We start from the raw sequence: 25,311 nt of genomic DNA, 5'->3' as shown, positions 1-25,311 counted from the left end.
TCCGGTGACCGATTGTCTGAATGTTATGCGTAAAGCACCTGCTTCCGATCGCGATCGTTCTGATTGAAGACTTGCGCAGAAATCGCCGCAACGTTGAATCGCAACATCGACACCTCTACAAACGAAACTATAATTTCGTTTCCATCCAGGATGGATCGCCGCAATCCACACGATACGGACCTTTGACGAATGATCCGCAGACGAGAACTGATGCTCGCCGCGGCCGCTGCTGGATCTGGCAGCATGGCTCGCTTGGCCTCTGCCAGCAGCGCCCCAGAGGCAGAAATGACGAAAGACAGCCGCAGCTCTGCCCAAGGGTTCCGTCTGGCTCTTGGTGGCGGAGCCGCAAAGGCATTCGCTCACATTCCCATTCTGGAAGCGATGGATGACCTGGGTGTCAAAGCCGTCGAAATTGCCGGGACATCAATGGGGTCGATCCTGGGTGCTTTTTACGCCAGCGGTATGAGCGGTCGAGAGATCCGACAGTTTGCAGTTGATCTCTTCTCCCAGAAAACGCAATTGCTTCAAAAGTTGTTTCTGACGGATGGCCGAACCTGGTCGTCGCTCTTCAATGTCGTCCGTCCGGCGATTATCGATCCCATCGTTCTTTTCGAAACGGTGTTTCCTGAAGACCTGGCCGAGCAGTTCTCGGATTTGAAACTTCCAATGAAGATCGTTGCGACGGATTTTTACACCCAGTCGCAGGTGGTTCTGGAGAAGGGACCCTTGCTGCCTGCAATTGCAGCCTCATCCGCTCTCCCCATGCTTTTGACGCCTGTCAGGATAGACGGCCAGGTTTTGATAGACGGGGGCTTCGTCAACCCGACACCGTTTGATGTCTTTCAGGACGACGGCATTCCGACAGTCGCTGTCGATGTTACTGGCAGCAATTTCGAAGAGCGAAAAAGCGGGCTTCCAACCGGCCTGGAAACCTGGATCGGCTCGTTCTCGATCACCCTTCACTCATTGGTCGCCGCCAAATTGGCCTGCAATCAACCTGATTTGTTGATTGAACCGCCAGTCGGCCGTTTCAAGACCATGGAATTCTTCAAGGTTGCAGACATCGTGAAAGCAGCAGAACCAGCCGGAGAAACCTTTAAGCGTGGCCTGGCCAGCCTCCTGGAAAATCGATAGTCCAACCAATTGGTTCCGGGCGTTAGATCGCAGGATCACGGCGTTCGAATATCTTTTTCAGCGCTTCCGCTCTTTCTGGTGACCAGCCGTCCGGATCGACAACTGCAGCCCATCCGTCGATGTAATCAGGCGCAATGTAGTAGTGCCCGTATCTGGGTACATCCAGCGCAAACATGGAATCCAGCGCAATCTGAAGCATTGTCACCACGGGAAACCAGGACAGTTTTTCTGAAACATCCGGCGCACGCGGTGAAGCCATCCAGGCTGGCGGCCTGAAGCCCGAATCGAACGTGAAATTCACGATAGGGTCGCTGCCATAATTCAGAAACACCGCACGAATTGGGCCCCAGGGTGCGTAGTTTCCCTCCAGTCCGCCATATTGGTCCATCACCCGGACAAGCGAGCCGTTTCCATAGTTCGGACGCCATGCCGGACTGTCAGCCTTCCGCCGGTCCCGGACCTCCGACCAATAGCGCGAGAAGAAAGGAGACCCAGCCCAGAAAGCGCCCTGGATCGGGTCACCCAGCATGTCGAACAGGGGAAGTGTCGCCTGGGAGTTGAAGGCCCCCTGGCTGAGCCCGTGAACATAAAGCTCCGGTCGACTGTCTTTGGGTAGCTGCGTCCAGTGGGCATAGACCGCGTTGAAAAGAGCTCCAGCCTGATCTACGCCGTAGTCTGGATGGGCAAGCAGCGCCAGAAAACTGGTCAGGTAGGAATATTGGACAGCCACCGTCGCCACATCACCGCCAAGCATGAAATCGATTGTGTCGTGAGCTCCTGGGTCCATCCAACCGGTGCCGGGTGGTACCACGACCACAAGAACCGATCGGTCGAAACCCCCGACGCGGATTAGTTCCTGCAAAGCAAGTTGGGCGCGTTCTTCTGCGGTGTCACCAGACCTTCGTCCAACATAGACCCTGATAGGATCAACGGCATTATCCGGCCAGAATTCGGAAATCTCTGCTGCAGTCGGAGCGGTCGCGACATAGTGACGACCCCAACGCCCCATCTCCTCCCATTTGACCAGCGACAGGGTACTGCCGGTTTTTTCCGGATCCGCAGGTTTTTCGATATCAGGTTCAAGAAGCAGGTCTGCAGCCAGAAAAGACGTATCGGCCATACGAAACGCATTACGTACAAGGGCTCCATCGACAAGTGCCCACAGGAACCAGCCAACAAGAACGATGGACAGGACCACGCCAACGCGCCTTGGAAGCATCTTGTCCAGAACAACAGCGACGGCTCTACGCAAGGCACCTGCGACTCGGAAAACCAGCCACAAGCAAAGTGCGATCAACACGCCAACAGTGACGATGAAGAACGGCGCTGCGCTCTCGAGCGGCGGTAAACCAACAGCTTCACGGGTCGCGTTCTGCCAACTGGCAGCTTTCGACAGACTGTAGACCATGATCGCAAGGCTGATACCGCAAGCGGCAAGGAGCCAGAGTGTCCACAAACGTCCCTTGGGCTCCGGCAACTCCAGATAACGCCACACACTCCTTGCCAGAAGGGTCACCTCATAGCCAAACGTCGCTGCCACGGCGGCGAGGGTCGCTTGTACAATTGGTTCCCTCGGCATCATCGACGGCGTCAGTGCGGCACCGAAGAAACTGGCCGCTACTATGAGCCCGGTTGGCGTAAGCCCATCTCGGAGTGTCCTTAAGATCGGCATTTGCACCCGCTCCCAACACGATTTCATGATCCAGCTGCAGGATTTCGTGTTGGAATGAGCGCGTCAAGACAACCTTGGGTAAACAATGGCAACATGACAGCAATCTTGTACCCATCCCCGTTATCCACCGCAAAACCAAGCATAATTTACGTTGCGTCTTTTGGCATTTAGACGGTCTTAACCGTTGTCGGGTCTAAATTCCTACATCGTGGATTGAAGGGCAGAAAGATCTTTCCGCGATCGGGGTCTACAACCGTTTTTACCTCGCAAGTTTCGTGAAAGTTTGCGGCGCTAACAATCGGGCGTAATCCACCGCTGGTCCAGCGCAGCAGGTAGATGGCCTGCCGCTGATACCGGAAATGGCAAGCCGGGGGGCACCGGTTCGTCTGTGACAGAGACATTGGGCCGGAGAGGACTATCGATAAGCTCCAATTGGGGCGGTGTAATCTGTCATCAGGGCGGTTGAGCCAATGATTTTTGATAAACTGTTGCGAATAGGATTTCCGGCGCTTTGCGCCTCCCTTACGCTTTTGCTCGGTGTAAACGCCTACTCGCTCTATAGCGCGCAAGCCGACTACCTTCACAAGGATCAGTTGGAACGTTCGGTCCTCAACGACACGCTGCGCTTTAACACTACGGCCCTGGAAAAACTGATTGCACGGTACAGTGCCTTGAAAAGCCCGGAAGATGCTGCAGAGGCCGGAAAAACCTACGAAGCACTGCTGAACGCCTTCGAAACGTGGCCCAGCGACGCCTATAGCGAAATTGTGGGGCCGTCGGACTACATCCAGGACAAACTGGTTCACATCGTTCGTACGAGCAACCGGGTGAAACCGTTCCTGGATACGCTCGATGACCAGACCTCCGTGAGCAATGCACTGATCATCTTGCAGGGGATAGGAAGTTCCCTTCAACAAATCAATCAGATGGTGACCCAGGAAGCTGCCAAGCAAATGTCGGCGGCGAGAAAGAGCTTTCATTTCCACCAAATTGTACAAGACGCGCTCGTTGTTGTTTTCCTTCTGGTCAGCCTTGGATGGATCTGGTTCTCCAACAAGCGCAGCCAGGTGCTGCAAGAACAGGCAGAGGCAACTCGCGAGCAAACCAGGCTTCTGGAGCACCGGCTGGACCACGACAATGTTACAGGCCTGGTAAATTCCCGTGTCTTTGCAGAGATCGTGCGCTCTACTCACGATACACTTGCTCCTGATCAGACCTTGAGCATTCTCAACATCGATCTGGAGTCCAGACTGCCGGCTATCAACAAGTTCAGCCTTGTAACGGAGGAAGCTATCCTGGCATCGACTGCGGACCTGTTGCGTCACGCGGTAGACCGGATGGAAGGTGTAAATTGCCTTGCCCGCTCAGGAGGCAAGGGATTTCTCCTCATGACTGTAAGTGATGAAGAGGTTGGGCTGACTGCTTCTGTCGTCGCAAACCGGATCCACGACATCTTCCTGCGCCCGGTCCCAACGGCACTCGGATCCTTCCTGATTTCACCAGCTATCGGCTATGCGGATTCAACCACCGTCGAGCGAGATGCCACCGACATCATTCGCAATGCGGATCTCGCGGTTGGTAATGCCGTCAGCCACAGCCGCCGCCGCGTCGTGACCTACCAACCGGCCATGCGCGCGGAAATGGAACGGCGTACAATCGTCGAAAACGCACTTGCCCGCGCCATAGAGGCGAACGAATGCCTTCCGCACTTCCAGCCTCAGTTCAACCTCATGACCGGGCGGATTTTCGGCGTTGAAGCTTTGGCACGCTGGTACCATTCCGAACTGGGATGGATTTCACCCTCGGAATTCATCCCGATCGCTGAACGCAATGGCGATATCGTCTCGCTGGGATGGAAGATCCTGGAAACATCGTGTTCGGAAGTACAGTTGTTGCCATCGGACCTGAGTCTGTCGGTCAACCTTTCTGTTGCGCAGATTCTGAGCGACGACGTCGTTGCAATGCTCGACGAATGCCTCGGTCGGACCGGTCTGCCAGCCTCCAGGCTGAAACTGGAAGTGACCGAAACAACCCTGATGAGCGATCTGCGCCGCATTCAAACGACACTCGTTGAGTTGCGATCACTGGGTATCGGCATTTCGCTGGATGACTTTGGCGTCGGTTATTCCGCCCTGTCTTACCTGACGGACTTTGACTGGGACGAAATCAAGATCGACAGGTCGTTTGCCACCAAGGCGGTCAAGGACAAGAAAATTCGCGATATTCTCAAGATGGTCCTTGGTATTGCCGAAACCATGGGCTCTCAGGTCTTGATCGAAGGCATCGAGACAGTCGAGCAACGCGATGTACTGGTCGATATCGGCTGCACCATCGGCCAAGGCTACCTGTTCGGCGGTCCAATGGCGATCGACGACATAACGACCCTGTTCTTCTCGGATCATTCCAAAAGCACTCTTGCGGGGCTCTGATACCTCGGTTGGTATCAAGGCCCCGCTTTAACGAGAGAGACCCTCAGGACCTGCGTTCTACAGGCTGTTTCCTCGTGGTCTTTTTCGATTTCCGGACCAGGGAAATGGCCAGAACCACCCCGCTGACAGCCACGACGAGCAGCAGCTGATGAAATGGCGAGCCAAGCAGATGCTCACCTGCGCCCTGCCAACCGGTCAGATGATCGTGCGCACCAGGGTGTGCAAATGCAGGGGTGGATGCCAAGGCAAGAATTGACGTCATCAAAAGCTGTTTCATTCTGCGATATCTCCATGGGCCAGACGAGTGGTGAGGATGTCGATGAGGTCAATGTCTGACCGTTGCGACAGGGATACAAAGGTGAAGGTCATGGTTTCCCGGGCTTGGACCATTGAACCTGGAAAACTCATGTAGACGAGTTCTCGGGAAGCAAAGGCCGGCGAGGCTGTACCGACCTGCCAATTGCTGACGATCTTTGCGTCGACAAGGTGCTGTATGAGACCATCGGCACCGGGACGGTGAAACGGGACGCCGGCAAGACGCAGGTAACTGGTCTTGTCGTCGGCAGCCCGAAAGCCGTCGATGAAGCTCACCGCAAGTGCCTGCAGTTCTTCGGCCCGGTCCGCATGCGAGGCCCCATGAACATGAGAATGCAGATGGTCCGGGCCCACGTGATTATGTCCGGCGAGACTACCATGATCGTGGTCATGTCTGTGGTGGTGGTGGTGGTGATGATGACCATGTTCATGATCGTGGTGAACATGGTGATCGTGCCCGTGATGATGTCGCGCCATCGCCTTACTCCACGTCCGGACCGGCCGGAATGGACACCGGCTTGTCGATGATGGATTTATGCGAACCCATTTTTCCGTGGGAAACCAGGGTCCCGAGAACATCTACAATCACCCGAGTTGCCAGAAGGGCTGTGATGTCGGAGCAATCGTAAGGTGGTGAAACTTCTACGACCTCCAGACCGCAGATGCCTTCCTTCGCGACCAGCGACACCAGTTCAAGTGCCTCTCTCGGCAGAAAGCCACCTGGCTCCGGCCAGCCGGTACCGGGCACGAAGCCGCAGTCGACACTGTCGATATCGAACGAGATATAGACTGCATCTGCGTCCTTCCATGCCAGTTCCAGCGCCCGTGCGGCCGTTTCCGCCAATCCCAGTTCCTCGACATCGCGCATGGTGAAGATGTTGGTGTTCCGCTCCCGGGCAACTTCCACACCTTCGCGCGGCACCTGCCACCCTCCGATACCGATCTGAACCAGATTGACGGCCGGCACGTTGACGAGATCTGTGGCGTGGAACCAGGGCGTCGTATGCATCCGCTCATCCAGGTCCTTTTCCTGAATGTCGATATGCCGATCGAAATGCACGATACCTATGCGCTTGGACGTGCACTGGGCGATCCCGCGTACGCAAGGAAAGCCGATTGAATGATCGCCGCCGATCATGATCGGCAAGGCTCCGGACGATGCGACGTGCGAGACCGCCCGCGTAATCTGGTCGAACGTCTTTTCGATATTGGCAGGAATGGTAAAGATGTCACCGACATCGCAAAGCGTCATCTGTTCCCGAAGATCGACACCCATCTCGTAGTTGTAGGGCGTGTAGAGCGCGGAAATCTTCCGAACTCCTTGCGGCCCGAACCGTGTGCCGGGTCTGTAAGTGGTCCCCCCATCGAAAGGGATGCCGATGACGGCGGCATCATAAGCCCCGACCTTTGTCACATCCTCGATATAGGGCGCCTTCAGGAAGGTGTTGATCCCCGCATAGTGGGGCAGTTCTCCACGGGCAAAAGTCGGGATCGATTTGTCGGTAAGACTATCCGATCCTGTCAGTCCCATTCGCAGTGCCCAGGCCTTTTCCTTTTCCCACGCGGCGGAGGGCAGGGCACCTTCCTTTTCAGCGGCCTTCCAACCTCGTAATTGCAGTTTGTCGAAGTCAGGATGATGCTGTCTTCGGTTGGGGGCTCGGGTGAATTGACCTGCGGCAAGGTGGTGCGTCCTGGGGCCTGAGGCTCGATTGAAACTCATGGGATGGTCCTCATTCCTGATTGTTTGGGGTATGGATGCTTTGGAAAGACGGAGTGGGCTTGTTTGTCTGTGGAGCGCCAATTGCACCTGCGATGGCCTCCGGAGACCGCAAGGATGCTCCTGTTGGCGATTTGAGTGGCAGGTCGTAGGTGATGGTCGCGCCGTAGGCCTGTGGCGCCTGCGGGTCGTGGCGGATCTTGTCGAACACCAGCAGACGCGTGCCGAGCTTGAAGGCCTCGTGAATATCGTGCGTCACCATGAACACCGTCATGGACAACTCTTTCCAGAGCCCCAAAAGCAATTCATGCATGTCGACGCGTATACCCGGGTCTAGCGCGCCGAAAGGCTCGTCGAGCAGCAGGATGCTTGGCTTCTTGATCAAGGCCTGGGCGATCGCGAGACGTTGCTGCATGCCACCGGACAGCTGCGCCGGATATTTGTTTGCCGCTGGACGCAGCCCGATCCTGTCAAGCAGGTCGTCGGACGATCCAAAAGCCGCCTTGCGGGAAGTGCCAAAAAGCCGCCCGGTCCAGCGCGACGTTTCAAACTCTTGCGCAAGGATGAGGTTTTCAGCCACGGTCAGATGCGAAAACACCGAGTATTTCTGGAAGACGATCCCGCGGTCGGGTGTCGGCTCAAGTGGCAAGGGAGCGCCGTCCAGGAGGATCTGTCCACGGGTTGGATGTTCCTGGGAAAGCAGCATCCGCAGGAATGTCGATTTTCCGCAGCCGGATGCTCCAACGATCGTGCAAAAAGACCCGGTCTGGACTTCCAGGTTGACCCGTTCGAGAACAGGCACGCCGTCGTATAATTTTGCCAGGTTCTGGACCGAGAGTTTGGACGCAGTGTTCATAGCGCATCCCCTCCCAGATGGTGCCATCGGAAGGCGCGGCGCGACAGGAGGAGCAGGGCTCTGTCGAGCAGGAACGCCAGTAGCGTTATCCAGACGACATAAGGCAGGATCACATCCATCGCGAGGTAACGGCGCACCAGGAAGATGCGGTAGCCAAGCCCCGAAGTGGACGCGATAGCCTCTGCTGAAATCAGAAAGATCCAGGCAGGCACGAGAGAAAGCCGCAGGCTGGTGATCAGGTGCGGAAGCACCTGCGGCAACACGAGCCGCGTAACCATTTGCCAGACGCTGGCCCCAAGTGTTTCCGCCTTGATGATCATCTCCCGCGGAATGTCCAGAACCGCCTGGGCCGTGGAACGGATCATCACCGGTGCCGTTCCGATCACGATCAGGGCGATTTTCGCGAGTTCGCCAAGACCGAAGGTGATGAACAGGATCGGCAGGATGGTGATCGGCGGGATCAGCGAGAATGTCGCGAGATAAGGCGCCAGTCCGCTGCGGATATGGGGAATGAAGCCGATTGCAATGCCAAGGGAGATCGCCAGAAGGGTCGACACTGCCATCCCCGTCCCGAGACGCCAGAGACTGTCGAATGTATCCAGCCAGAGCAGAAGGTCTCCCGACCTCCGGTCCGGCACTGCCGCCATGCGCCAGAAGGCCTCTCCCATGCTGGTGATGGAGGGGAGAAGCTTGTCCGCCGGATTGTCGAGCCGGCGATAATGGCTGGCAATCGCGTAGGCGACCAATGTCAGCACGAAAGGCAGGAGCCCAAGCGCCAGGGCGGTGACCCGGGAGGGTTTCCGGTTGATAATACGCATGAAACGGTCCGATCAGTCTATGGCTGCGGCTCCGGCGCCGAGGCGCCGGAACACCGGATCAGCAAAGGAAGCCTAGAGCGTGCCTTCTGCTGCCATCGTCATGAAACTCGGGTCGAATTTCAGTTTCACGTTTCCGGTATCGCCATAGATCGATCCATCCGGGAAAGAGACGCCGACGAATTCAGGGCTGGGTGCCCCTTCACCCAGAATGCCCTTGTCGAAAAGGAACTCGGCAACGAATTTCATCGTCTCGGGAAGTTCAGCGGACTTGGTGAACGCGACCGCTTCTGCGGGCGTGTAGAACATCTTGGTCGTCGCGAGCTGCGCGTCGTAGCCGGCAAGGTCCGTGCCGGAGGCTTCGGCCATGGCGGTGCGTGCCGCGATGCCTTCGTCACTGTCTGACGACATGATCCCCATCAGTTCGTACCAGGCGCCTACAAGAGCCTTGCCGAAGGCGGGATTGTCCGTAAGCGTCTCGGTATTGACCATCATGATATCGATGATTTCGCCTGGAATGCCGGAACTGTCGAACACTTTGGTGGCATTTGCTTCCGCTTCGATTTCAGACAGGAGCGGGTTCCAGGTGACCACTGCCGTGACATCCGACGTCTGATAGGCAGCGATCATGTCTGCATCGGATGTGTTGACGACCGTCAGATCCTGTTCACTGAGACCAACCGTGTCGAGCGCCCGTGCGAGCAGGTAGTGGGAGACGGAAAGCTCCACCAGGTTGACGCTTTGTCCCTTGATATCGGCAAGCTCGGTCTTGTCCTTCAGGATGATGCCATCGTTACCGTTGGAGTAGTCGCCGACGATAAGCGCAGTCGTGTCGACACCACCGCCAGCCGGGATCGAAAGGGCATCCATATTGGTCATGGAGCAGCCGTCATATTCCCCCGCGGTGTATTGATTGATGGACTCCACGTAGTCGTTGATCTGAACGATCTCGACGGAGATGTCGTATTTGTCGGCCCATTTCTTCATGAGGCCACTGTCCTGCAGATAACCCCAGGGCATCCAGCCGACATAGATGGACCAGCAGACCTTGAAATCCGTCTTTTCCTCGGCCCTGGCCGAAGTGAGGGAAAGAGGCAGCGTCAGCGCTGCGGCGAGGAGGGAAGCTTTGGCAATCGATTTCAACATCTGTGCGCGTCTCCTGTCTTGGGCCCGGTCATCAGAACCGGACTTACGTCATGAGGTTTTTGCGCACGGCCGGGAGCAGGTTCGCGCGCGCGAAACCTCGTGCAGTTGTCTCCCGGGTTTTTGTCCCGCCGTGTCACCGGTCTATGTCGGCATGTGCCTCTCAACCGGCTTGCACCTCTCGGTCCTGCGTCGTCTTGCGACCGGATCCCTAGGCGCGCTGCACATCATGACCAAAGCAAGGGGAATGCCAGAAAGGCGAAGGTGGAAAATTCGTACATTGTTTCAATAATTTAAGAAAGAGAATCTGCATTGAGCTCGTCGAAACCAAACAACAACAATTGGTAATCTGAGCAGAATATGGGCAGCATGGTGAAGAATGCACCATGCCCAGACCTTAAGCAGGCTTTGCTGATCTATCGAAAAACAGTCTCAGCCGGCGAAAGAACAGATTTGAACCAACGGCAGGAAATGCTGTTCGGTGATGCCCAGACAACAGGCGTGCGCCACCAGCAAAAATCCGGTCAAGGCCGAACCGGTGACGAGCGCCAGAACCAGCGATGGGTCGCGCATCATTTCGCGAATGCCACTCATGGCTTGAACTTCGGTATGTGCCATAACAATTCCTCCGGTTTGAACATCTGCAAGAGCCAGGCAAGCGGCTCTTGCAGTCGGGATTTACTCCGCAGGTTCGTCGACCTTACCCTCGTCACCAGCTACGTCCTGCTTTTTCTTGCCGGTGAAAAGGCCTTTGATCCATCCCTTCTTCTCTTCGCTATCTGAAGGAGCAGCGTCTGCTGGCGCGGTATCGGCTTCCACCTCGTTCGTCGCAGCCGGTTTTCCCGGGGCGACCTGTTCTCCGAAGGCGGTAAAAAACTCACCGGCAAGCCGTTTGGCGGTTGAATCGATCAGTCTGGCACCAAGCTGCGCCAGCTTGCCGCCAACCTTCGCATCAACCTCGTAGTGAAGGATCGTCGCATCAGGACCGTCTTCTTCCAGATGAACCTTGGCAGCACCTCTGGCAAACCCGGCTACCCCACCGGAGCCTTCGCCTTCAATGGTGTAGCCGTTAGGCGGATCGAGATCGTTGAGCGTCACCTTGCCGCCGAAAGTTGCTTTTACCGGGCCCACCTTGAGACGTACCTTCGCCTCCAGTTCAGTATCGGAATGCTTGATCAGGTCTTCGCATCCCGGAATAGAGGCCTTCAGGACTTCCGGATCATTCAATGCCTCCCAAACCTTGTGCTTTGGAGCTTCGATCCGCTGACTGTCGTTCATTTGCATGTGATTGCTTCCCTGGTGGGGTCAAATGTGATGGATGTTGGTCTGGCGGTGTCCGCTGCGGCGGATCATCAAGAGTTCCGCCAGGATAGAGAGTGCAATTTCTTCCGGTGCAATGGCTCCCAGATCGAGGCCTGCGGGCCCCTTGATCCGGTCGAGGGTCTGATCTGCTACGCCTTCCTCGCGCAATTTAGCCTTGAGGGCTGCAATCTTCCGGCGGCTCCCGACAAACCCGATGTGGCGCGCATCCGTCAGAAGAGCGGCCTTCAGGGCCGCCAAATCGCCGCGCCCCTGGGTCGAAATAATGGAGTAGATCTGCCCGTTGCTTCGAATGGGACTGTCAAACCCTTCCGCTCTTTTTCCGGCACCTGAAAATACGGACAGCTCTTCTGCAGGCGCGCAGAAGGTCAGGTCAAATCCGATGGAAGGTGCCTGGCTCGCAAGGGCAACGGCAACCGGACTGGCGCCGTAGATGACAAGCGTGGGCCGCGGCAGAACCGGTTCTATGAAAATATCCATGGTTCCCTGGCTCGGGCACATGTTCCGGGCAAACTGAATGCCTTCGCGCTCCTCACCGGCTTCCACGCCGATCTCCGCCAACAGGTCCGCCGGTTGAAGGGAGATCAATCGTGTCTGACCATCTTCAAAAGCGGACTTTGCCGCCTTGATGACAGCCGACCTTGCGCAGCCACCGCCGATCCAGCCGCCGACAATATCCCCATTGCTGTCGATCACGGCTTTCGCACCCGCCTTGGCCGCGGTCACCGATATTGTGCGTACAACGGTTGCCAGAACAAAAGGTTCGTTGTCACCCTGCAAACGGTTCATCAGGCGGGGCAGGTCCTGCACGACCTCTGGTGAGGCCTCTTTGCCGGACGCGGGAACGGAATGCTTCATTTCAACATCTCCCATCGTTCAAAGTCTCGCAAGATAAGGCTCTAGGGCTTCAAGGCTGGCGAGGTTATGGGCTGGCGCGAAGAAATCGACATGGGGCAGGGCGGCGGCCATGCCTCCGGCTGTCGGTTCATATCCCTGCCAGCCAAGCAGCGGGTTGAGCCAGACAATGCGCCTGCAGCGATTACGTAACCTTGCCATCTCATCGCCAAGTGCTTCCGGCGTGCCTGTGTCGTAGCCATCAGACAGGATCAGGACGCAGGTGCGCGAGTGGACGACCCGGGCGGCGTGCCATCTGTTGAAGTCGGCCAGCGCCGCGCCGATCTTCGTGCCGCCACCGATCCCTTGCGCCATCAGCCCCATGCGATCGAGCGCACGGCCGGCGTCCCGCTCCGAAAGGGCTGAGGAGACGTGCACAAGACGGGTATGAAAAAGAAACGCTTCTGCTTCGCGGAAGCTATCAAGCAAACCGTGCACGAACCGAGTGAAGACACCCGTGTAGTTGTTCATCGACCCGGACGCATCGAGCAGGATCACCAATCGCAACTGTTTCTCACGTGGGCCTTTACGCACAAGATCTATGGGGACCCCGCCATGTGTAATGGAACGCCGGATGGTTCTGCGCAGATCCAGCTTCCGGCCCTTTCGTTTCTGACGATCCCTGCGGGTCAGTCTTATGCGCATTGCCCGTGCGAGCCGTTCGGCAAGCTCATGTGCCTGTTTAACCGCCTCCGGATCGCTGAGATGTCGAAAATCCATTTTGCCGAGATTTTCGGCAATGCTCGCACCTTCCCGGCGTCCGGAGGGAGCGTCGTCGCTCGCCTCATCCTCTTCGCCGGGAAGGCGTTCGACATCGCCTGCAATTGTCTCCTGACGGTTACCACTTGCATCGATCAGTTCGCGAATGGTCTTCATGCCCTTGCGCGTACTCGTCCCGGTAACCTTCACGCCAGATTTGACACCCTTGCCGATCCAATAGGCATCGAAGATGTCGTCGAAACGCTGCCAGTCGGACAAGCGTCCGCAAAAAAGACTGCGAAAGGCCGCCTTCAAGCTTCCGGGGCGCTGAAGCATCCGCGAACACAGCAACCGGCTAGCATCCCGGGTCTCGGCCAATCCGACCTTGAAGCCGCTGTCACGCAGTGAGCGGACAAACCCTGCCAGCCGCAGCCTCAGGATCGGCCCGATGTCTGCACTGGTTTCAAGGAAAAGGCCGGACATTGCTCAAGCCACCTTTCCAAGCAACCTGTCGGTAACTTCGCGGCTGACACGGGCACTGTCCTCCCGGGTTTTCAGGACACAAGACAGCGTCTCAAAGACAAGCTCCCGGCTCTCCTGCAGGTTTTTGGCCCCTAGGCCGAGAAGAGCCGCCGCCCAATCTATGGTTTCGGCAACGCCTGGAACCTTCACGAGGTCTTCCTTGCGCAGTTTGTTCATGAGTTCGGCGATCTGTTGGGCGAGAGCAGCATCAAGATCCGGGACACGCGCCAGCAGAATTCGTGTTTCGCGGTCGGGCGAGGGGTAATCGACGAAATGATAAAGGCAACGCCGGCGCAATGCGTCCGACAGTTCGCGTGTACCATTTGAGGTCAGAACCACGCGTGGGATTGTAACTGCCTGAACCGTTCCGAGTTCCGGGATCGACACCTGGAAGTCAGACAGGATCTCAAGCAGGAATGCCTCGAACTCCTCATCTGCCCGGTCGATTTCATCGATCAGCAGAACCGGCGGCACGTCCTTTCGGATGGCCGCCAAAAGGGGGCGTTCCAGAAGATATTTCTCGGAGAAAATCGCTTCCTCGACAGTTTCTGCACTGTCGCCAGATCCTTCCCGCGCCTTGATGGCCAGAAGCTGGCGCTGATAGTTCCACTCGTAGATGGCATCAGAACGGTCGAGGCCCTCATAGCACTGCAGGCGGATAAGATCGGTGTTCTCAAGACGCGCCAGAGCCTTCGCCACTTCCGTCTTGCCGACACCGGCTTCACCTTCCAGAAGCAGTGGCCGCCCGAGCATTCCGGTCAGGAGAAGTGCCGTCGCAAGACCTTCGTCCGCGATGTAACCGGCATCCGCGAGCTGAAGCGCTATCTGATCCTTGGTCTGGGTCATGCTGGTCCGTTCGGTGAGAAGGTCGCATCCATCGTCTTTCAGGTGCTGATCCAGAATCAGTCACGAGAGGACGATCGGAACGTCACCGCAGGCTTTGTCCCGGAGGAGCCAGCCTGCGGTAAGAAGTGCTTTATGCGTGCGCACCCAGGTCCTTGGCCGCCTGCCAGATACGCCAGGCGTCATGCGGCATCTGGATATGGGTCGATCCGAGGAACTTGAAGGCGTCGTTCACCGCATTGGAGAAGGCCGGCACACCGCCGACATTCGGGCTTTCGCCTACGCCCTTTGCCCCGATCGGATGATGCGGGCTGGGGGTGACGGTGAAATCCGTTTCCCAGTGAGGTGTCTCGACAGCTGTCGGCAGGAAGAAGTCCATGAAGGACGCCCCCAGCACGTTGCCCATCTCGTCGTAGCGGATCTCCTGACCCATCGCGATGGCAAAGGCTTCGGTCAAACCGCCGTGGACCTGTCCCTCGATGATCATCGGGTTGATCCGGGTTCCACAGTCGTCCAGCGCATAGAACCGCCGTGTCTTTGCAACTCCGGTGTCGACATCGATATCCATTACACAGAGGTAGGCGCCGAATGGATAGGTCATGTTGGGCGGGTCATAATAACTGACCGCTTCAAGACCCGGTTCCATGCCCGGTGGCGGGGCGTGATAGGCAGCCCAGGCAATCTCCTTCATGGACTTGCGTGCCTGCGGATTGCCTTTCACCTGGAACCCGTCCACGTCCCATTCCAGATCGTACTCGGAAACTTCCAGCATGTGCGCCGCGATCATCTGCGCCTTGTTGCGGATCTTGCGAGACGCAAGCGCAATCGCGGCACCAGCGACAGGTGTGGAGCGTGAACCATAGGTTCCCAGACCGTAGGGCGCGGTATCCGTGTTGCCTTCTTCCACCATGATATCGGCGGCCGGAATACCGATTTCCGTGGCGATGATCTGCGCCCAGGTGGTTTCATGCCCCTGGCCTTGCGATTTGGTGCCCATGCGGGAAATCACCGAGCCGGTTGGGTGCACGCGGATTTCCGCACTGTCGAACATTGCGACACCGAGGATATCGCAATTCTTCGACGGTCCGGCACCGACGATCTCGGTAAAGAACGACACGCCGATGCCCATGATCTCGCGGGTTTCGCCGCGCTTGAAGGCTTCCTGCTTGGCCTTTTGCTCAGCGCGCAGCTCGCGGTAGCCGATCGTGTCCATCGCCTTCTGCATGGCGGTGTGATAGTCGCCGCTGTCATATTCCCAGCCAAGGGCCGAGTGATAGGGGAACTGCTCCGGCTTGACGAAGTTCTTCATCCGCAAGTCCGCCGGATCCATGTCGAGCTTCTGGGCCAGGATATCCATCGCCCGCTCGATACAATAGGCCGCCTCCGTTACGCGGAACGAACAGCGGTAGGCGACGCCGCCCGGGGCTTTGTTGGTATAGACCCCGTCGACAGCCAGATGCGCTGCCGGGAAGTCGTAGGACCCGGTGACGATGTTGAAGAAACCAGCCGGCCATTTCGACGGATCGGCACAGGCATCAAAGCCGCCATGGTCAGCCAGAACATGCACTTTGAGACCAGTGACGGTACCGTCGTTCTTCGCAGCGATTTCCGCGGTCATGTGATAATCGCGAGCAAAGGACGTCGTCGAAAGGTTCTCCATCCGATCCTCGACCCACTTCACCGGCACTCCGGTGACGATGGAGGCAACGATGGCACAGATGTAACCGGGGTAAGCCCCGACCTTGTTGCCGAAACCGCCGCCGATATCCGGCGCGATCACATGGATCTTCTGCTCCGGAATAGTCGAGAGTAGAGAGGCCACCGTTCGGATGACATGGGGTGCCTGGAACGTTCCCCAGACCGTTAACTCGCCCTTGATCTTGTCCATCGATGCAACGCACTGACAGGTTTCGAGCGGTGAGGGGTGCGTCCGGTGATAGGAGATCAGCTCCTTGATGGTGACATCGGCTTCAGCAAAGGCTCTGTCGGTTTCCTCCTGGTCGCCAACTTCCCAGGTGAAGATGTGGTTGTGGTGTTTGCGCGGCCCGTGGGCGCCTTCCATCTTGCCGTCGAGATCAGGCCGCAGAACCGGAGCGTCCGGATCCATCGACTTGAAAGGGTCCGTCAGGACGGGAAGTTCTTCATATTCGACTTCCACCAGCTGAATGGCATCGTCGGCGATGTAGCGGTTCTCGGCCACCACGAAGGCGACTTCCTGGTTCTGGTACAGCACCTTGCCAGCGGCCAGCACCATCTGCACGTCACCGGCGAGTGTCGGCATCCACGCGAGGTTGACGCCTTTCAGGTCTTCCGCCGTCAGGACGGCGATCACGCCGGGCAGTTTCAACGCTTCGGACGCGTCGATCTTCGTAACCTTGGCGTGGGCATAGGGCGAACGGACGAAATCGCCGAACACCATCCCGGGCAGTTTCACATCATCGACATACTGGCCCTTGCCTTGCGTGAAGCGAATATCTTCCACACGCTTGCGCTTGCAGCCCATGCCTTCCAGGGCGGCTTCGCGCTGTTCCCGTGTCGGGGTCATGTCGTTCATTCTGCAGCCTCCTGAAATTCAGTACCATTCAGCTTCGCAGCGGCGTACTGGATCGCCTTGACGATGTTCTGGTAACCGGTGCAGCGGCAAAGATTGCCCGAAATGCCCATGCGGATTTCTTCTTCCGTGGGGTTCGGGTTTTCCTTCAGCAGCGTGTGTGCACGCAGGATCATGCCCGGGGTGCAGAAGCCGCACTGCAGCCCGTGCATCTGCCGGAAGCCTTCCTGAAGCGCGGACAAGGTACCATCCGCATTGGCCATGCCCTCGATGGTGGTCAGTTCCGCGCCGTCTGCCTGAACGGCAAACATAGTGCAGGACTTCACGGACATACCGTTCAGCTCAACCGTGCAGGCACCGCAATGAGAGGTCTCGCAACCGATATGCGGCCCGGTGAGGTTGAGGTCCTCTCGCAGGAAATGGATCAGAAGCGTGCGCGGTTCAACAAAACGCTGCACCTTCTTGCCGTTGATGGTCATGGTGACCGGGATCTGTTCAATATCGCTCATAGTCGTTTCCCTCGATCCTGGTTCAGCTGGATGCGCGCGATGCGGCTTTTGCGAGCGCCCGCTGCAACATCACGCCTGCCATCTTGGTGCGATATTCTGCAGGTCCACGTCCGTCCGAAGCGGGCTCGGTGATCGCCTCAGCCGCCGCGACCGCGCGGGCAACGGTTGCCGTATCGAGCGTCGAACCAGCCAGAATCTCTCCGGCTTCCTGCGCAAAAAGCGGTGTATCCGCGACATTGGTGAGGGCAATCGAACAGAAGGACACACTGCCACCTTCCATTGTCAGGACCACCGCAGCTGCGGCTGTCGCATAGTCGCCAACCTTGCGCTTCAGCTTTTCATAGGCATAGCCATGCCCTGCAGGCGGGACGGGTATACGAACGGCTGTCAGAATTTCCTCAGGCGCAAGTGCCGTGAAATAGGCCGCCTCATAGAAGTCGCGTGCAGGCACTTCTCGTTCGCCGTCCGGCCCGGTCAGAACATAGGTCGCATTCAGACACTGCATCAGCGCCGGCATATCGTTACCCGGATCGCCATTGGCGACATTTCCGCCAAGGGTGCCGACATATCTGATCTGCGGATCGGCAATGAGAAGCGACGTTTCGCGAATGATCGGCAGTTTTGACGCCAAGAGATCCGAGGCGATCAGCTCATGCTGCGTGGTCATGGCGCGAATGGTGATCGTGCCGCCGTCGTCGGAAATGCCTTTGAGATCGGCAATGCCACCAAGGTCGACCAGATGTTCCGGCGCTGCCATGCGCAACTTCATCATGGGGATCAGGCTATGGCCACCGGACAGTGGCCGCGCTTCGTCGCCATGGCTGACCAGGATCGCGACAGCTTCCGCCACGGACGATGGCCGGTGATAGGTGAATGCACCAGGTATCACGTCTTTCTCCTCCCTCTGCCGGCCACCTCTGGGCCGGATGCCGATCTTCCCGAAAAGCGATTGGTTTCGCCTTTCACCGGCAACGTCGTATCCGGACGCTGGAAGCGGCCGAATTGTTCACGTTTGAGAAGGGTGCGGAACAGTGCGGCGCACACTCAAGAACGCTTGCACAAACAGCCTGTCTGGCCACACGGATGACGTGCTGTCCTGCACGAACTGCGACAGCTCTTCTGACGCATTTCACGGCTTAAAATGAAATGCTTTCAAGAAAGCAAGGTAATTACAATAGCTTACAACAGGAGCCCAAGCCGCAAATACCACCACCATGAAGAGTGTCCGCTTGATGCCCATTTGCACGAACGGCGTATTTTACGGCCTTGCATGCACTGCAACACCGAAAGTGAACCTAACCGATGATCTGATTATTGGGCGGCAGCGGGCTGTTCATGGCCCGCGTGGCTTTGATGCCTGTTTTGCCCAAGCGCCTTCAATCGCGCTTTCACTCGCCCCCAACGAGACCGGCTGACAGGAACACTCTGCCCCGCCTGGCCGGCAAGGATAAGAACACCGCCGTCACCGGAGCGCTTGTAGCTGACAACGCGGCTGAGATTGACGATGTGACTTCGGTGGACACGGTTGAAAGTGCGTGGATCAAGCTGCTGTTCCGCTTCACTGATGGAAAGAGGGCAGAAGAATTCTCTGCTGCCATCATAAAGACGCGTGTAATGAGCGTCCGCGTGAATGGCATATATGTCCAGCACGCCGATCTTGGTCTTCTGTCCGTCCCGCTCGATTGGCAACATTCCCTTGCCAATTGGCTGACCAGGCCGAACCGCTTGAGCCGCCGCCTGCAAACCAGATGCGGATTTGCTGCCAACAGTCATTGTGGCTTGCGCTGACTGGCTCTGCCTGTCTTCACGTGCCTCTCGCTGCTCTTCCTCTGGCAGCTGGTTCCTGACCATGCCGTCCTTGGTCTGGTCTTCCTGGGTGGGAACGAGCGCCAGAAGGAACAGCCCCGACACCAGAAATGCAACGCAGGACACGAGAATTGCTAGCATTCCGGGGCTCAGGGCCGGCGCAAGAGTACCTGAAACCGGTTTTAGCGTTTCATAGGTCAATCCTGCCATCGCCGTGTAGTGCATGGCTGAAATCGCAAGCGCCAGCACAGCTGCAGAAAAGACGAGAGGAGGACGTCGGCCAAGACCGAACAACAGCCACATGGCGAGACCAGCTGCGTTGAAGGCAATCAGGAAGCTTGCAAAAACGTAGGCCGGGTCATGCTCCATGCGCAAAGACCCATGCAGGGCATACATGCCCAGATAATGCATGGTGCAGATACCGCTTCCCATGACGAAGGCGGAAAGGCCGAGGCGAATCGGAGTCAGCCGCGCATTGCTCGCTGCGAAAACAGCAACGCCGACAACGAGTACACAGACGAGAAACGACAGCAGTGTCGGCAGAACGAGAAAATCAACGGCGACAGGCAGACGGGCTGCCAGCATTCCGACGAAATGCATGGACCAGATGGCAAGGGCGACGGTCAATGCTGCCCCTGCAAGCAACAGCCGACGTCTCGGGTCAATCGCGCTGCGAACCTGAACGGCAAGGTTCAAGCCCACGAAACTGCCCTGAAAGGCCATCACCAGGGACAGCGCAACAAGCCAGGGCTCGTGCATCACTGACATGCCGGCTATCTCCTCCCAGTAGCCGCCGCCGCAACAAGCGACGGTTCCTCCGGATCAGATGATAGGGGAAAGAGAAATCTGCATCAAATTACGCGTGATACCAATGCACACGTGCACGAGCGGCGGGATCAATTTGAAATGTGCTGGGAAAAGAATGGCGGTGAGGGTGGGATTCGAACCCACGGTACGCTCTCACGCACGGCGGTTTTCAAGACCGCTGCCTTAAACCACTCGGCCACCTCACCATGCCGGCGCCTTGGCGGCCCGGCTGTGCAAACCGTTTCCTTTTTCTCACTGGGAAAGTCAAGCCGGAATCACCAGCATGAAGTTCAGGCGGGCGAAATCGTGTGGATGTGCGGGGAAATCAAGCTCCTTTGGGATGTTCCCGCGCCGCTTGCACACAGGGGCAGGACGGGCAGTGCGGGCGCAGGAACATCGCCAAAGGGTAGGGGCCGCCGGTCCGGTGTCGTGGGCAGGGTTTTGAACCGGCGGCCGAAGCTGGAGGTGGGGTCCAGCATTGCTGTGACAGGGCGGTCATCAGCAATGAGTTCACCCTAGGCTGATTTGACAGGTCTGAATGTGATGTACGTCACAACTGATCCGAATGACGATTTCTTCTCACCTGTGTCCTGCGCGCAACAGCCGGCAGCAGGCAAATTGACGCAGTTTTTAGTCATATATTTCAGACTGTTACAACAAACAGCCTTTGAGAAATGAACCTCGGGTCGCCTGAATCCGGTGGAGAGTTGAATTTGGGCAACGCGGCGGCCTCGACGGGCAGTTTACTTTGAAGTAATAAAACTACGCTTTAACAAGGGCATATGCGGGATGTGCAGCGGGGGCTAGTGCGTCTTGCGGGGACTGATCTGAAGATCGGAACAATGCCTTGAAAACCGGTGTGGACCGAACCACACGCCGGAATGATCGCGTGAGCTGCGGGGCCGCCAGCGCGTAAGTGAGTAGGACGGCAGTATGCAAGGGACAGGCGGGAAATCTTGCCGGGTGACAAACCAGGTGGCAGGAACGTCTTCAGGGGAACCAGCTGTGACGCTTGATGGTAAATCGCGTCCTGCACGGAAACTCAGCGCCCAGTTGCGCACGGGATTGATTGTGGCGGCAGCGGTTTCGGCCGTGGCAGCCTGCAGCACCGCGCCGCAGCAGCAGAAATCAAAATTCAGCCCGGAAAAATATGGTGTTAAAGGCAGCCCGAAAATGGTTGCTGAAGGCCAACCCGTGCCGAAGGGTGGTGGACGCTATATCGTCGGCAAGAAGTACAAGATTGCCGGCAAGTGGTACTATCCAAAGGAAGATCCGGACTACAAGAAGACCGGCCTGGCTTCCTGGTATGGACCGACTTTCCACGGTCGCAAGACAGCCAACGGCGAGGTTTTCGACCGTAACTCCCTTACCGCTGCGCACACGACGATGCCGCTGCCGTCCTATGCCCGCGTGACGAACGTGGAAAACGGCCGCTCGATGATCGTTCGCGTCAATGATCGCGGCCCATTCCACGGCAACCGCGTGATCGACCTCTCTGAGCGTGCCGCAACGATGCTTGGCACCAAGAGCGCCGGCATCGGCAAGGTAAAGGTCGAGTACGTCGGTCGTGCACCGCTGCACGGACAGGACGAAGGCTTCCTTATGGCCTCTTACCGTGGCCCTGGTGCGGTCGAACCTGGCGCGACAATGCCGGGCACAATGCTGGCACAGGCCGAGCCGCAGCAGGTTGCGCCTCAGCAAATCACACCGCAGGTCACCTTCGGGGCTGTTCCGGCGCCAAGCGCACGTCCTTATCTGACCACCGCATCCACGACCACGGCTTTCCGTGCGAAACAGACCACGTTGACGGTTGCCTTCGATCCGGCACAGGCATTCGAAGCCGGCAAGCCGACAATCGAAGTTGCGTCCAACAACCGCTTCGAGCCGGTCGAATCGGCCTATTCCGCTCCGGGTCTTGCACCTGCGGAAGGAACACTCGGCGTGCTGCGCGTCCCGGCTCCGGGAACGTCCGCAGGTCTCGTGTCAGGCAGTGCAATTTCCTCATTTGCTGCGAACCGCCGAATTTCCGACGCGCATTCGCTGCTTTCAAATGTGGCCGACACGGGCCTTTCGATGCGTGAGCTGGTGGTCAAACTGGAAAACGACGGCTAATCGGCCCGGAACCCGGAGTAGGTCCGGCATCTTCCACACGCCGCGCCTGAATCTATAAATAGGGCAAGCGGTTCATGGCCTCCGCATATTCTGTATCCGGATTTTTGAAAGCGTCTCGTCGCCTTGTAGGGCGAGGGGTGCTTTCTGCTTTTTTTGTGGTCTCTGCGTTCGCTCTTCCAGGGAATGCAGCCGAAACAATCGTGACGAAAGCTCCGATGGCTTTCCTCTATGAGCCCGGCTCCGGCACAATCCTTTTTGCCAAGGAACCTGACCAGCCGTTCGCTCCCGGCGCTCTCGCCAAGGTCATGACAGCCGCAACGGTTTTCAAGGCTGTGAAAGACGGCGATCTCTCGCTTGATCAGACTTGCAAGGTCAGCGAACACGCCTGGCGAACCGGCGGCGCTCCCTCGGGTCGTGGTGCCACAATGTTCGCCGCCATCAAATCCGATATTTCGGTTGAAGACTTGCTCAAGGGATTGCTGGTTCACAATGGCAACGATTCCGCCATCGTGCTTGCCGAATGCCTGGACGGGTCCGAAGAAGCGTTTGCTGTGCGCATGAACGAATTCGCGCTATCCATCGGCATGAAGAACAGCCGCTTCGGCAACCCGACTGGCTATCCGGAAGTCCCAAGCCAGACCACTGTCCGTGATCAGGCAAGGCTTGCGGAGTACATTCTGGAGAACCACGCGGATCTTTATCCGATGTTCGCTATCCCGGAATTCACCTGGAACAAGATTTTCCAGCGCAACAAGAACCCCTTGCTTGGTGAAATCCGCAACCTTGATGGCCTCGGCGGCGGCAATGATGCAGAATCAGGATATTCCGGCCTCGGTTCGGTGGACAGGAATGGACGCAGAGTTATTGCTGCGGTTGCGGGTCTTTCGTCGGACAAACACCGCCTTCAGACACTCAAGGAGGTCATCGAAGGCGCCTGGGAGTATTTTTCCGTTCAGACATTGTTTTCAGCGGGCGATGTTGTTGCGGACGGTCGGGTGTTTGGCGGTGTGACCAGCAGTGTTCCGCTGGTATCCGAGAAAAGCGTTGACGTGCTGCTGCCGCGAGGTGGCACACTCGATTACAGGATACGCGTTATCTACAACGGACCGCTCCCCGCGCCAGTCAACGCTGGAGAGCAGGTTGGCGAAATCCGGGTAATCGGCAAGGATGGGGTCGTCTACCGCTCTCCATTGGTAACCGGTGGCGCTGTTGCGGAAGGCACCATGATCGGCAGGGCTCTGGACGGCCTGCAGGAGCTGCTGTTCGGCTGGATCGGGTAAACGGTGCACAAAGATTGCAATTGCTGCTAAAGCCGGTGACAAAGACCAACAAGAACTAGCGGAGCCGGGATAGGGTGCCAGGACATTTCATTACCTTTGAAGGTGGCGAGGGGGCCGGAAAATCGACCCAGATCGCCCGCCTGAAAACCTATCTTGAAGGTCTGGGGCTATCCGTTGTCGTAACCCGCGAACCAGGCGGCTCGCCAGGGGCTGAGAAGATCCGTGCAATGCTGTTGTCTGGCGGCGCAAAGGACCTCGGTCCTCGCGGCGAAGCAATGCTTTTCGCCGCGGCACGCGCGGACCATGTGGATACCACCATCAAACCGGCGCTGGAGCGTGGCGACTGGGTTCTCTGCGACCGCTACGCCGATTCGACCTGGGTTTATCAGGGCGAGGCGGGCGTCGATCGCGACTATCTGAAACTGCTGGAAACGGCCGCGGTTGCCGGCATCTATCCCGACCTGACGATCCTCATCGACGTTCCGGTAGAAGTCGGGCTTGGACGTGTGGCGAAACGTTCTCGCACGGATGACAGCGGCGGCCCGGACAGGTTCGAAGGGGAAGAGCTCAAGGTCCATCAGCGAAGACGTGAACTTTTCCTCGAACTCGCCAGGAGCGAATCCTACCGATTTGCCGTGATCGACGGTGCCAAGGAGCCTGCCGAGGTCGAAACGGCCATTCGCAATGCCGTGCAGGAAACCTTTGCCGGCGACCTGAATGAAGGCGGCGCATCGGGCGTCACTGCTGAAGGGGCGCACTGATGGCCCGTGCCAATGCACCGATCGACATTCCTGAAGTTGATGCTCTTCCTGGCTATCCGTTGCCCCATGAGCGGGACATCCTGATCGGACACACCAAAACGGAACAGGCTCTTCTGGACGCCTACAGGTCCGAGCGGCTTCATCATGCCTGGATCCTGGGTGGTCCAAAGGGGATCGGAAAGGCAACGCTTGCCTTTCGTTTCGCGCGTTTCGTGATCGCAAATCCGGACAGATTCGGACAGCAGGTTGCCGCCGCGCGCGACCTTGCGGTTGTGCCCGACCATCCAGTGTCCCGACAGCTGAAGGCTGGCGGGCATCCGAACATTCTGCATTTGCGTCGACCCTGGGACGAGAAATCCAAACGGTTCAAAGCCGACCTGCCGGTAGATGAGGTGCGCAGAACCGTTTCCTTCTTCGGTACCACAGCATCCGCCAAGGCCTGGCGGATCTGCATTGTCGATGCTGCGGACGACATGAACATCAGTTCCGCCAACGCGCTCCTGAAGATCCTTGAGGAACCACCGCAACGATGCCTGTTCCTGGTGCTGAGCCATGCGCCAGGCCGGCTGCTGCCGACAATCCGGTCCAGATGCCGGCGCCTCGATCTGGATCCCTTAAGCGAGCAGGAGGTCGGTCAGGGCCTGCAGGACCTGTCTGGCGGATCGGTTGCCTCGGCGGATGACCTTCGTGAACTCGCTCAAACAGCCGACGGCAGCTTGCGATCTGCCATCACTTTGCTTTCGGGAGATGGTCTTGCAATAGCCAAGGGCGTTCGTCAGCTCGCCGACCGTCCGCAACAGCTCGATCTTGCCGCTGCACATGCATTGGCGGATCTGGTGGCCGCACGCGGCCAATCCGACAATTGGGAAAGCTTCCAGCACATCGTTCAGATCTGGCTGCATGACCGTATGCGCCGGGATCTTGGCAAGGGTGTGCGTGACGCACACGGGATCGTCGAGATCTGGGAAAAAATGAACAAGGCGATCCGGGATGCGGACGCGCTCAATCTCGACAAGAAGCAGGTCGTGCTGGATTTTTTCTTCGCTTTGCGCGCAGCCTGACCCGTCAAGGCCCACCAGGCGGCAACACAGATTGGAAATCGTCACGAGCGAGAGTTCGTGACTTG

22 protein-coding genes and 1 tRNA gene are annotated in these 25,311 nt (G+C 57.7%); 6 read left to right on the top strand and 17 right to left on the bottom strand.

The genetic code is table 11. The features are described from left to right. The first annotated feature begins 285 nt into the window (after positions 1-285). Complete coding sequence (locus HCG46_RS16465) at positions 286-1,134, top strand: patatin-like phospholipase family protein (RefSeq protein ID WP_286185414.1); 849 nt, start codon at positions 286-288, stop codon at positions 1,132-1,134. 22 nt (positions 1,135-1,156) lie between these two features. Here HCG46_RS16465 and HCG46_RS16460 read toward each other — a convergent pair whose 3' ends face one another. Next, positions 1,157-2,806: an alpha/beta-hydrolase family protein gene (locus tag HCG46_RS16460; RefSeq protein WP_168686834.1), complete on the bottom strand. Its 1,650-nt coding sequence runs from the start codon at positions 2,804-2,806 to the stop codon at positions 1,157-1,159. A gap of 470 nt (positions 2,807-3,276) precedes the next feature. Here HCG46_RS16460 and HCG46_RS16455 point away from each other — a divergent pair, with 470 nt between their 5' ends. Beyond that, on the top strand, positions 3,277-5,235 hold the full coding sequence (locus HCG46_RS16455) for a bifunctional diguanylate cyclase/phosphodiesterase (RefSeq protein WP_168686833.1): 1,959 nt from the start codon (positions 3,277-3,279) through the stop codon (positions 5,233-5,235). A 43-nt stretch (positions 5,236-5,278) separates the two neighbouring features. On the opposite strand, the gene HCG46_RS16450 is transcribed toward HCG46_RS16455, so the two are convergent. From HCG46_RS16450 to HCG46_RS16375, 16 genes are all read right to left on the bottom strand, one after another. Next, positions 5,279-5,512 (bottom strand): hypothetical protein, encoded by a 234-nt coding sequence (locus HCG46_RS16450; protein WP_168686832.1) that lies wholly within the window; start codon positions 5,510-5,512, stop codon positions 5,279-5,281. Next, positions 5,509-6,027: a hypothetical protein gene (locus HCG46_RS16445; protein WP_168686831.1), complete on the bottom strand. Its 519-nt coding sequence runs from the start codon at positions 6,025-6,027 to the stop codon at positions 5,509-5,511. The genes HCG46_RS16450 and HCG46_RS16445 overlap by 4 nt, the downstream gene beginning before the upstream one ends. A 4-nt stretch (positions 6,028-6,031) precedes the next feature. Then, positions 6,032-7,270 (bottom strand): agmatinase family protein, encoded by a 1,239-nt coding sequence (locus HCG46_RS16440; RefSeq protein WP_209009502.1) that lies wholly within the window; start codon positions 7,268-7,270, stop codon positions 6,032-6,034. Positions 7,271-7,280: 10 nt separating this feature from the next. Continuing rightward, positions 7,281-8,123: an ATP-binding cassette domain-containing protein gene (locus HCG46_RS16435; RefSeq protein WP_209009501.1), complete on the bottom strand. Its 843-nt coding sequence runs from the start codon at positions 8,121-8,123 to the stop codon at positions 7,281-7,283. Beyond that, entirely contained in the window at positions 8,120-8,941 is an 822-nt protein-coding gene (locus tag HCG46_RS16430) for an ABC transporter permease subunit (protein ID WP_168686830.1), read from the bottom strand. Before HCG46_RS16430 ends, HCG46_RS16435 begins: the two co-directional genes overlap by 4 nt. 72 nt (positions 8,942-9,013) lie before the next feature. Beyond that, entirely contained in the window at positions 9,014-10,084 is a 1,071-nt protein-coding gene (locus HCG46_RS16425; protein WP_168686829.1) for a putative urea ABC transporter substrate-binding protein, read from the bottom strand. A gap of 429 nt (positions 10,085-10,513) precedes the next feature. Continuing rightward, positions 10,514-10,699: a hypothetical protein gene (locus tag HCG46_RS16420; protein WP_022998619.1), complete on the bottom strand. Its 186-nt coding sequence runs from the start codon at positions 10,697-10,699 to the stop codon at positions 10,514-10,516. Between the two features lie 60 nt (positions 10,700-10,759). Then, positions 10,760-11,365: a carbon monoxide dehydrogenase subunit G gene (locus HCG46_RS16415; protein ID WP_208992300.1), complete on the bottom strand. Its 606-nt coding sequence runs from the start codon at positions 11,363-11,365 to the stop codon at positions 10,760-10,762. Between the two features lie 21 nt (positions 11,366-11,386). Continuing rightward, positions 11,387-12,190 (bottom strand): XdhC/CoxI family protein, encoded by an 804-nt coding sequence (locus HCG46_RS16410; protein WP_168687189.1) that lies wholly within the window; start codon positions 12,188-12,190, stop codon positions 11,387-11,389. Between the two features lie 87 nt (positions 12,191-12,277). Beyond that, on the bottom strand, positions 12,278-13,477 hold the full coding sequence (locus HCG46_RS16405) for a VWA domain-containing protein (protein WP_168686828.1): 1,200 nt from the start codon (positions 13,475-13,477) through the stop codon (positions 12,278-12,280). Positions 13,478-13,480: 3 nt separating this feature from the next. Further along, positions 13,481-14,362 carry a MoxR family ATPase gene (locus HCG46_RS16400; protein WP_055654321.1) on the bottom strand — a complete coding sequence of 294 codons (882 nt, stop codon included), beginning with the start codon at positions 14,360-14,362 and terminating at the stop codon, positions 13,481-13,483. Positions 14,363-14,492: 130 nt separating this feature from the next. Next, entirely contained in the window at positions 14,493-16,913 is a 2,421-nt protein-coding gene (locus HCG46_RS16395) for an aerobic carbon-monoxide dehydrogenase large subunit (protein ID WP_168686827.1), read from the bottom strand. Further along, complete coding sequence (locus HCG46_RS16390) at positions 16,910-17,410, bottom strand: (2Fe-2S)-binding protein (protein WP_031268485.1); 501 nt, start codon at positions 17,408-17,410, stop codon at positions 16,910-16,912. Before HCG46_RS16390 ends, HCG46_RS16395 begins: the two co-directional genes overlap by 4 nt. A gap of 31 nt (positions 17,411-17,441) precedes the next feature. Further along, positions 17,442-18,308 (bottom strand): xanthine dehydrogenase family protein subunit M, encoded by an 867-nt coding sequence (locus tag HCG46_RS16385; protein WP_168686826.1) that lies wholly within the window; start codon positions 18,306-18,308, stop codon positions 17,442-17,444. 422 nt (positions 18,309-18,730) lie between these two features. Then, a complete protein-coding gene (locus tag HCG46_RS16380; protein ID WP_168686825.1) occupies positions 18,731-19,993 on the bottom strand; it encodes an MHYT domain-containing protein in 1,263 nt (420 codons plus the stop codon). 155 nt (positions 19,994-20,148) lie between these two features. Beyond that, positions 20,149-20,238 (bottom strand) — tRNA-Ser (locus HCG46_RS16375). Positions 20,239-21,097: 859 nt separating this feature from the next. Between HCG46_RS16375 and HCG46_RS16370 the strand changes: the two genes are divergently transcribed. From HCG46_RS16370 to HCG46_RS16355, 4 genes are all read left to right on the top strand, one after another. Beyond that, positions 21,098-22,144, top strand: a complete 1,047-nt coding sequence (locus HCG46_RS16370) for a septal ring lytic transglycosylase RlpA family protein (protein WP_062488734.1) — start codon at positions 21,098-21,100, stop codon at positions 22,142-22,144. A 200-nt stretch (positions 22,145-22,344) separates the two neighbouring features. Next, positions 22,345-23,424 (top strand): D-alanyl-D-alanine carboxypeptidase family protein, encoded by a 1,080-nt coding sequence (locus tag HCG46_RS16365; RefSeq protein WP_209009500.1) that lies wholly within the window; start codon positions 22,345-22,347, stop codon positions 23,422-23,424. Positions 23,425-23,498: 74 nt separating this feature from the next. Further along, a complete protein-coding gene (gene tmk / locus HCG46_RS16360; RefSeq protein WP_168686823.1) occupies positions 23,499-24,185 on the top strand; it encodes a dTMP kinase in 687 nt (228 codons plus the stop codon). Continuing rightward, on the top strand, positions 24,185-25,246 hold the full coding sequence (locus HCG46_RS16355) for a DNA polymerase III subunit delta' (protein ID WP_168686822.1): 1,062 nt from the start codon (positions 24,185-24,187) through the stop codon (positions 25,244-25,246). The genes tmk and HCG46_RS16355 overlap by 1 nt, the downstream gene beginning before the upstream one ends. Positions 25,247-25,311 lie beyond the last annotated feature (65 nt).

It is taken from the genome of Labrenzia sp. PO1, from assembly GCF_012273635.1.
Lineage (GTDB): Bacteria > Pseudomonadota > Alphaproteobacteria > Rhizobiales > Stappiaceae > Roseibium > Roseibium algicola.
This window is presented reverse-complemented; position numbering and strand designations above follow the sequence as displayed.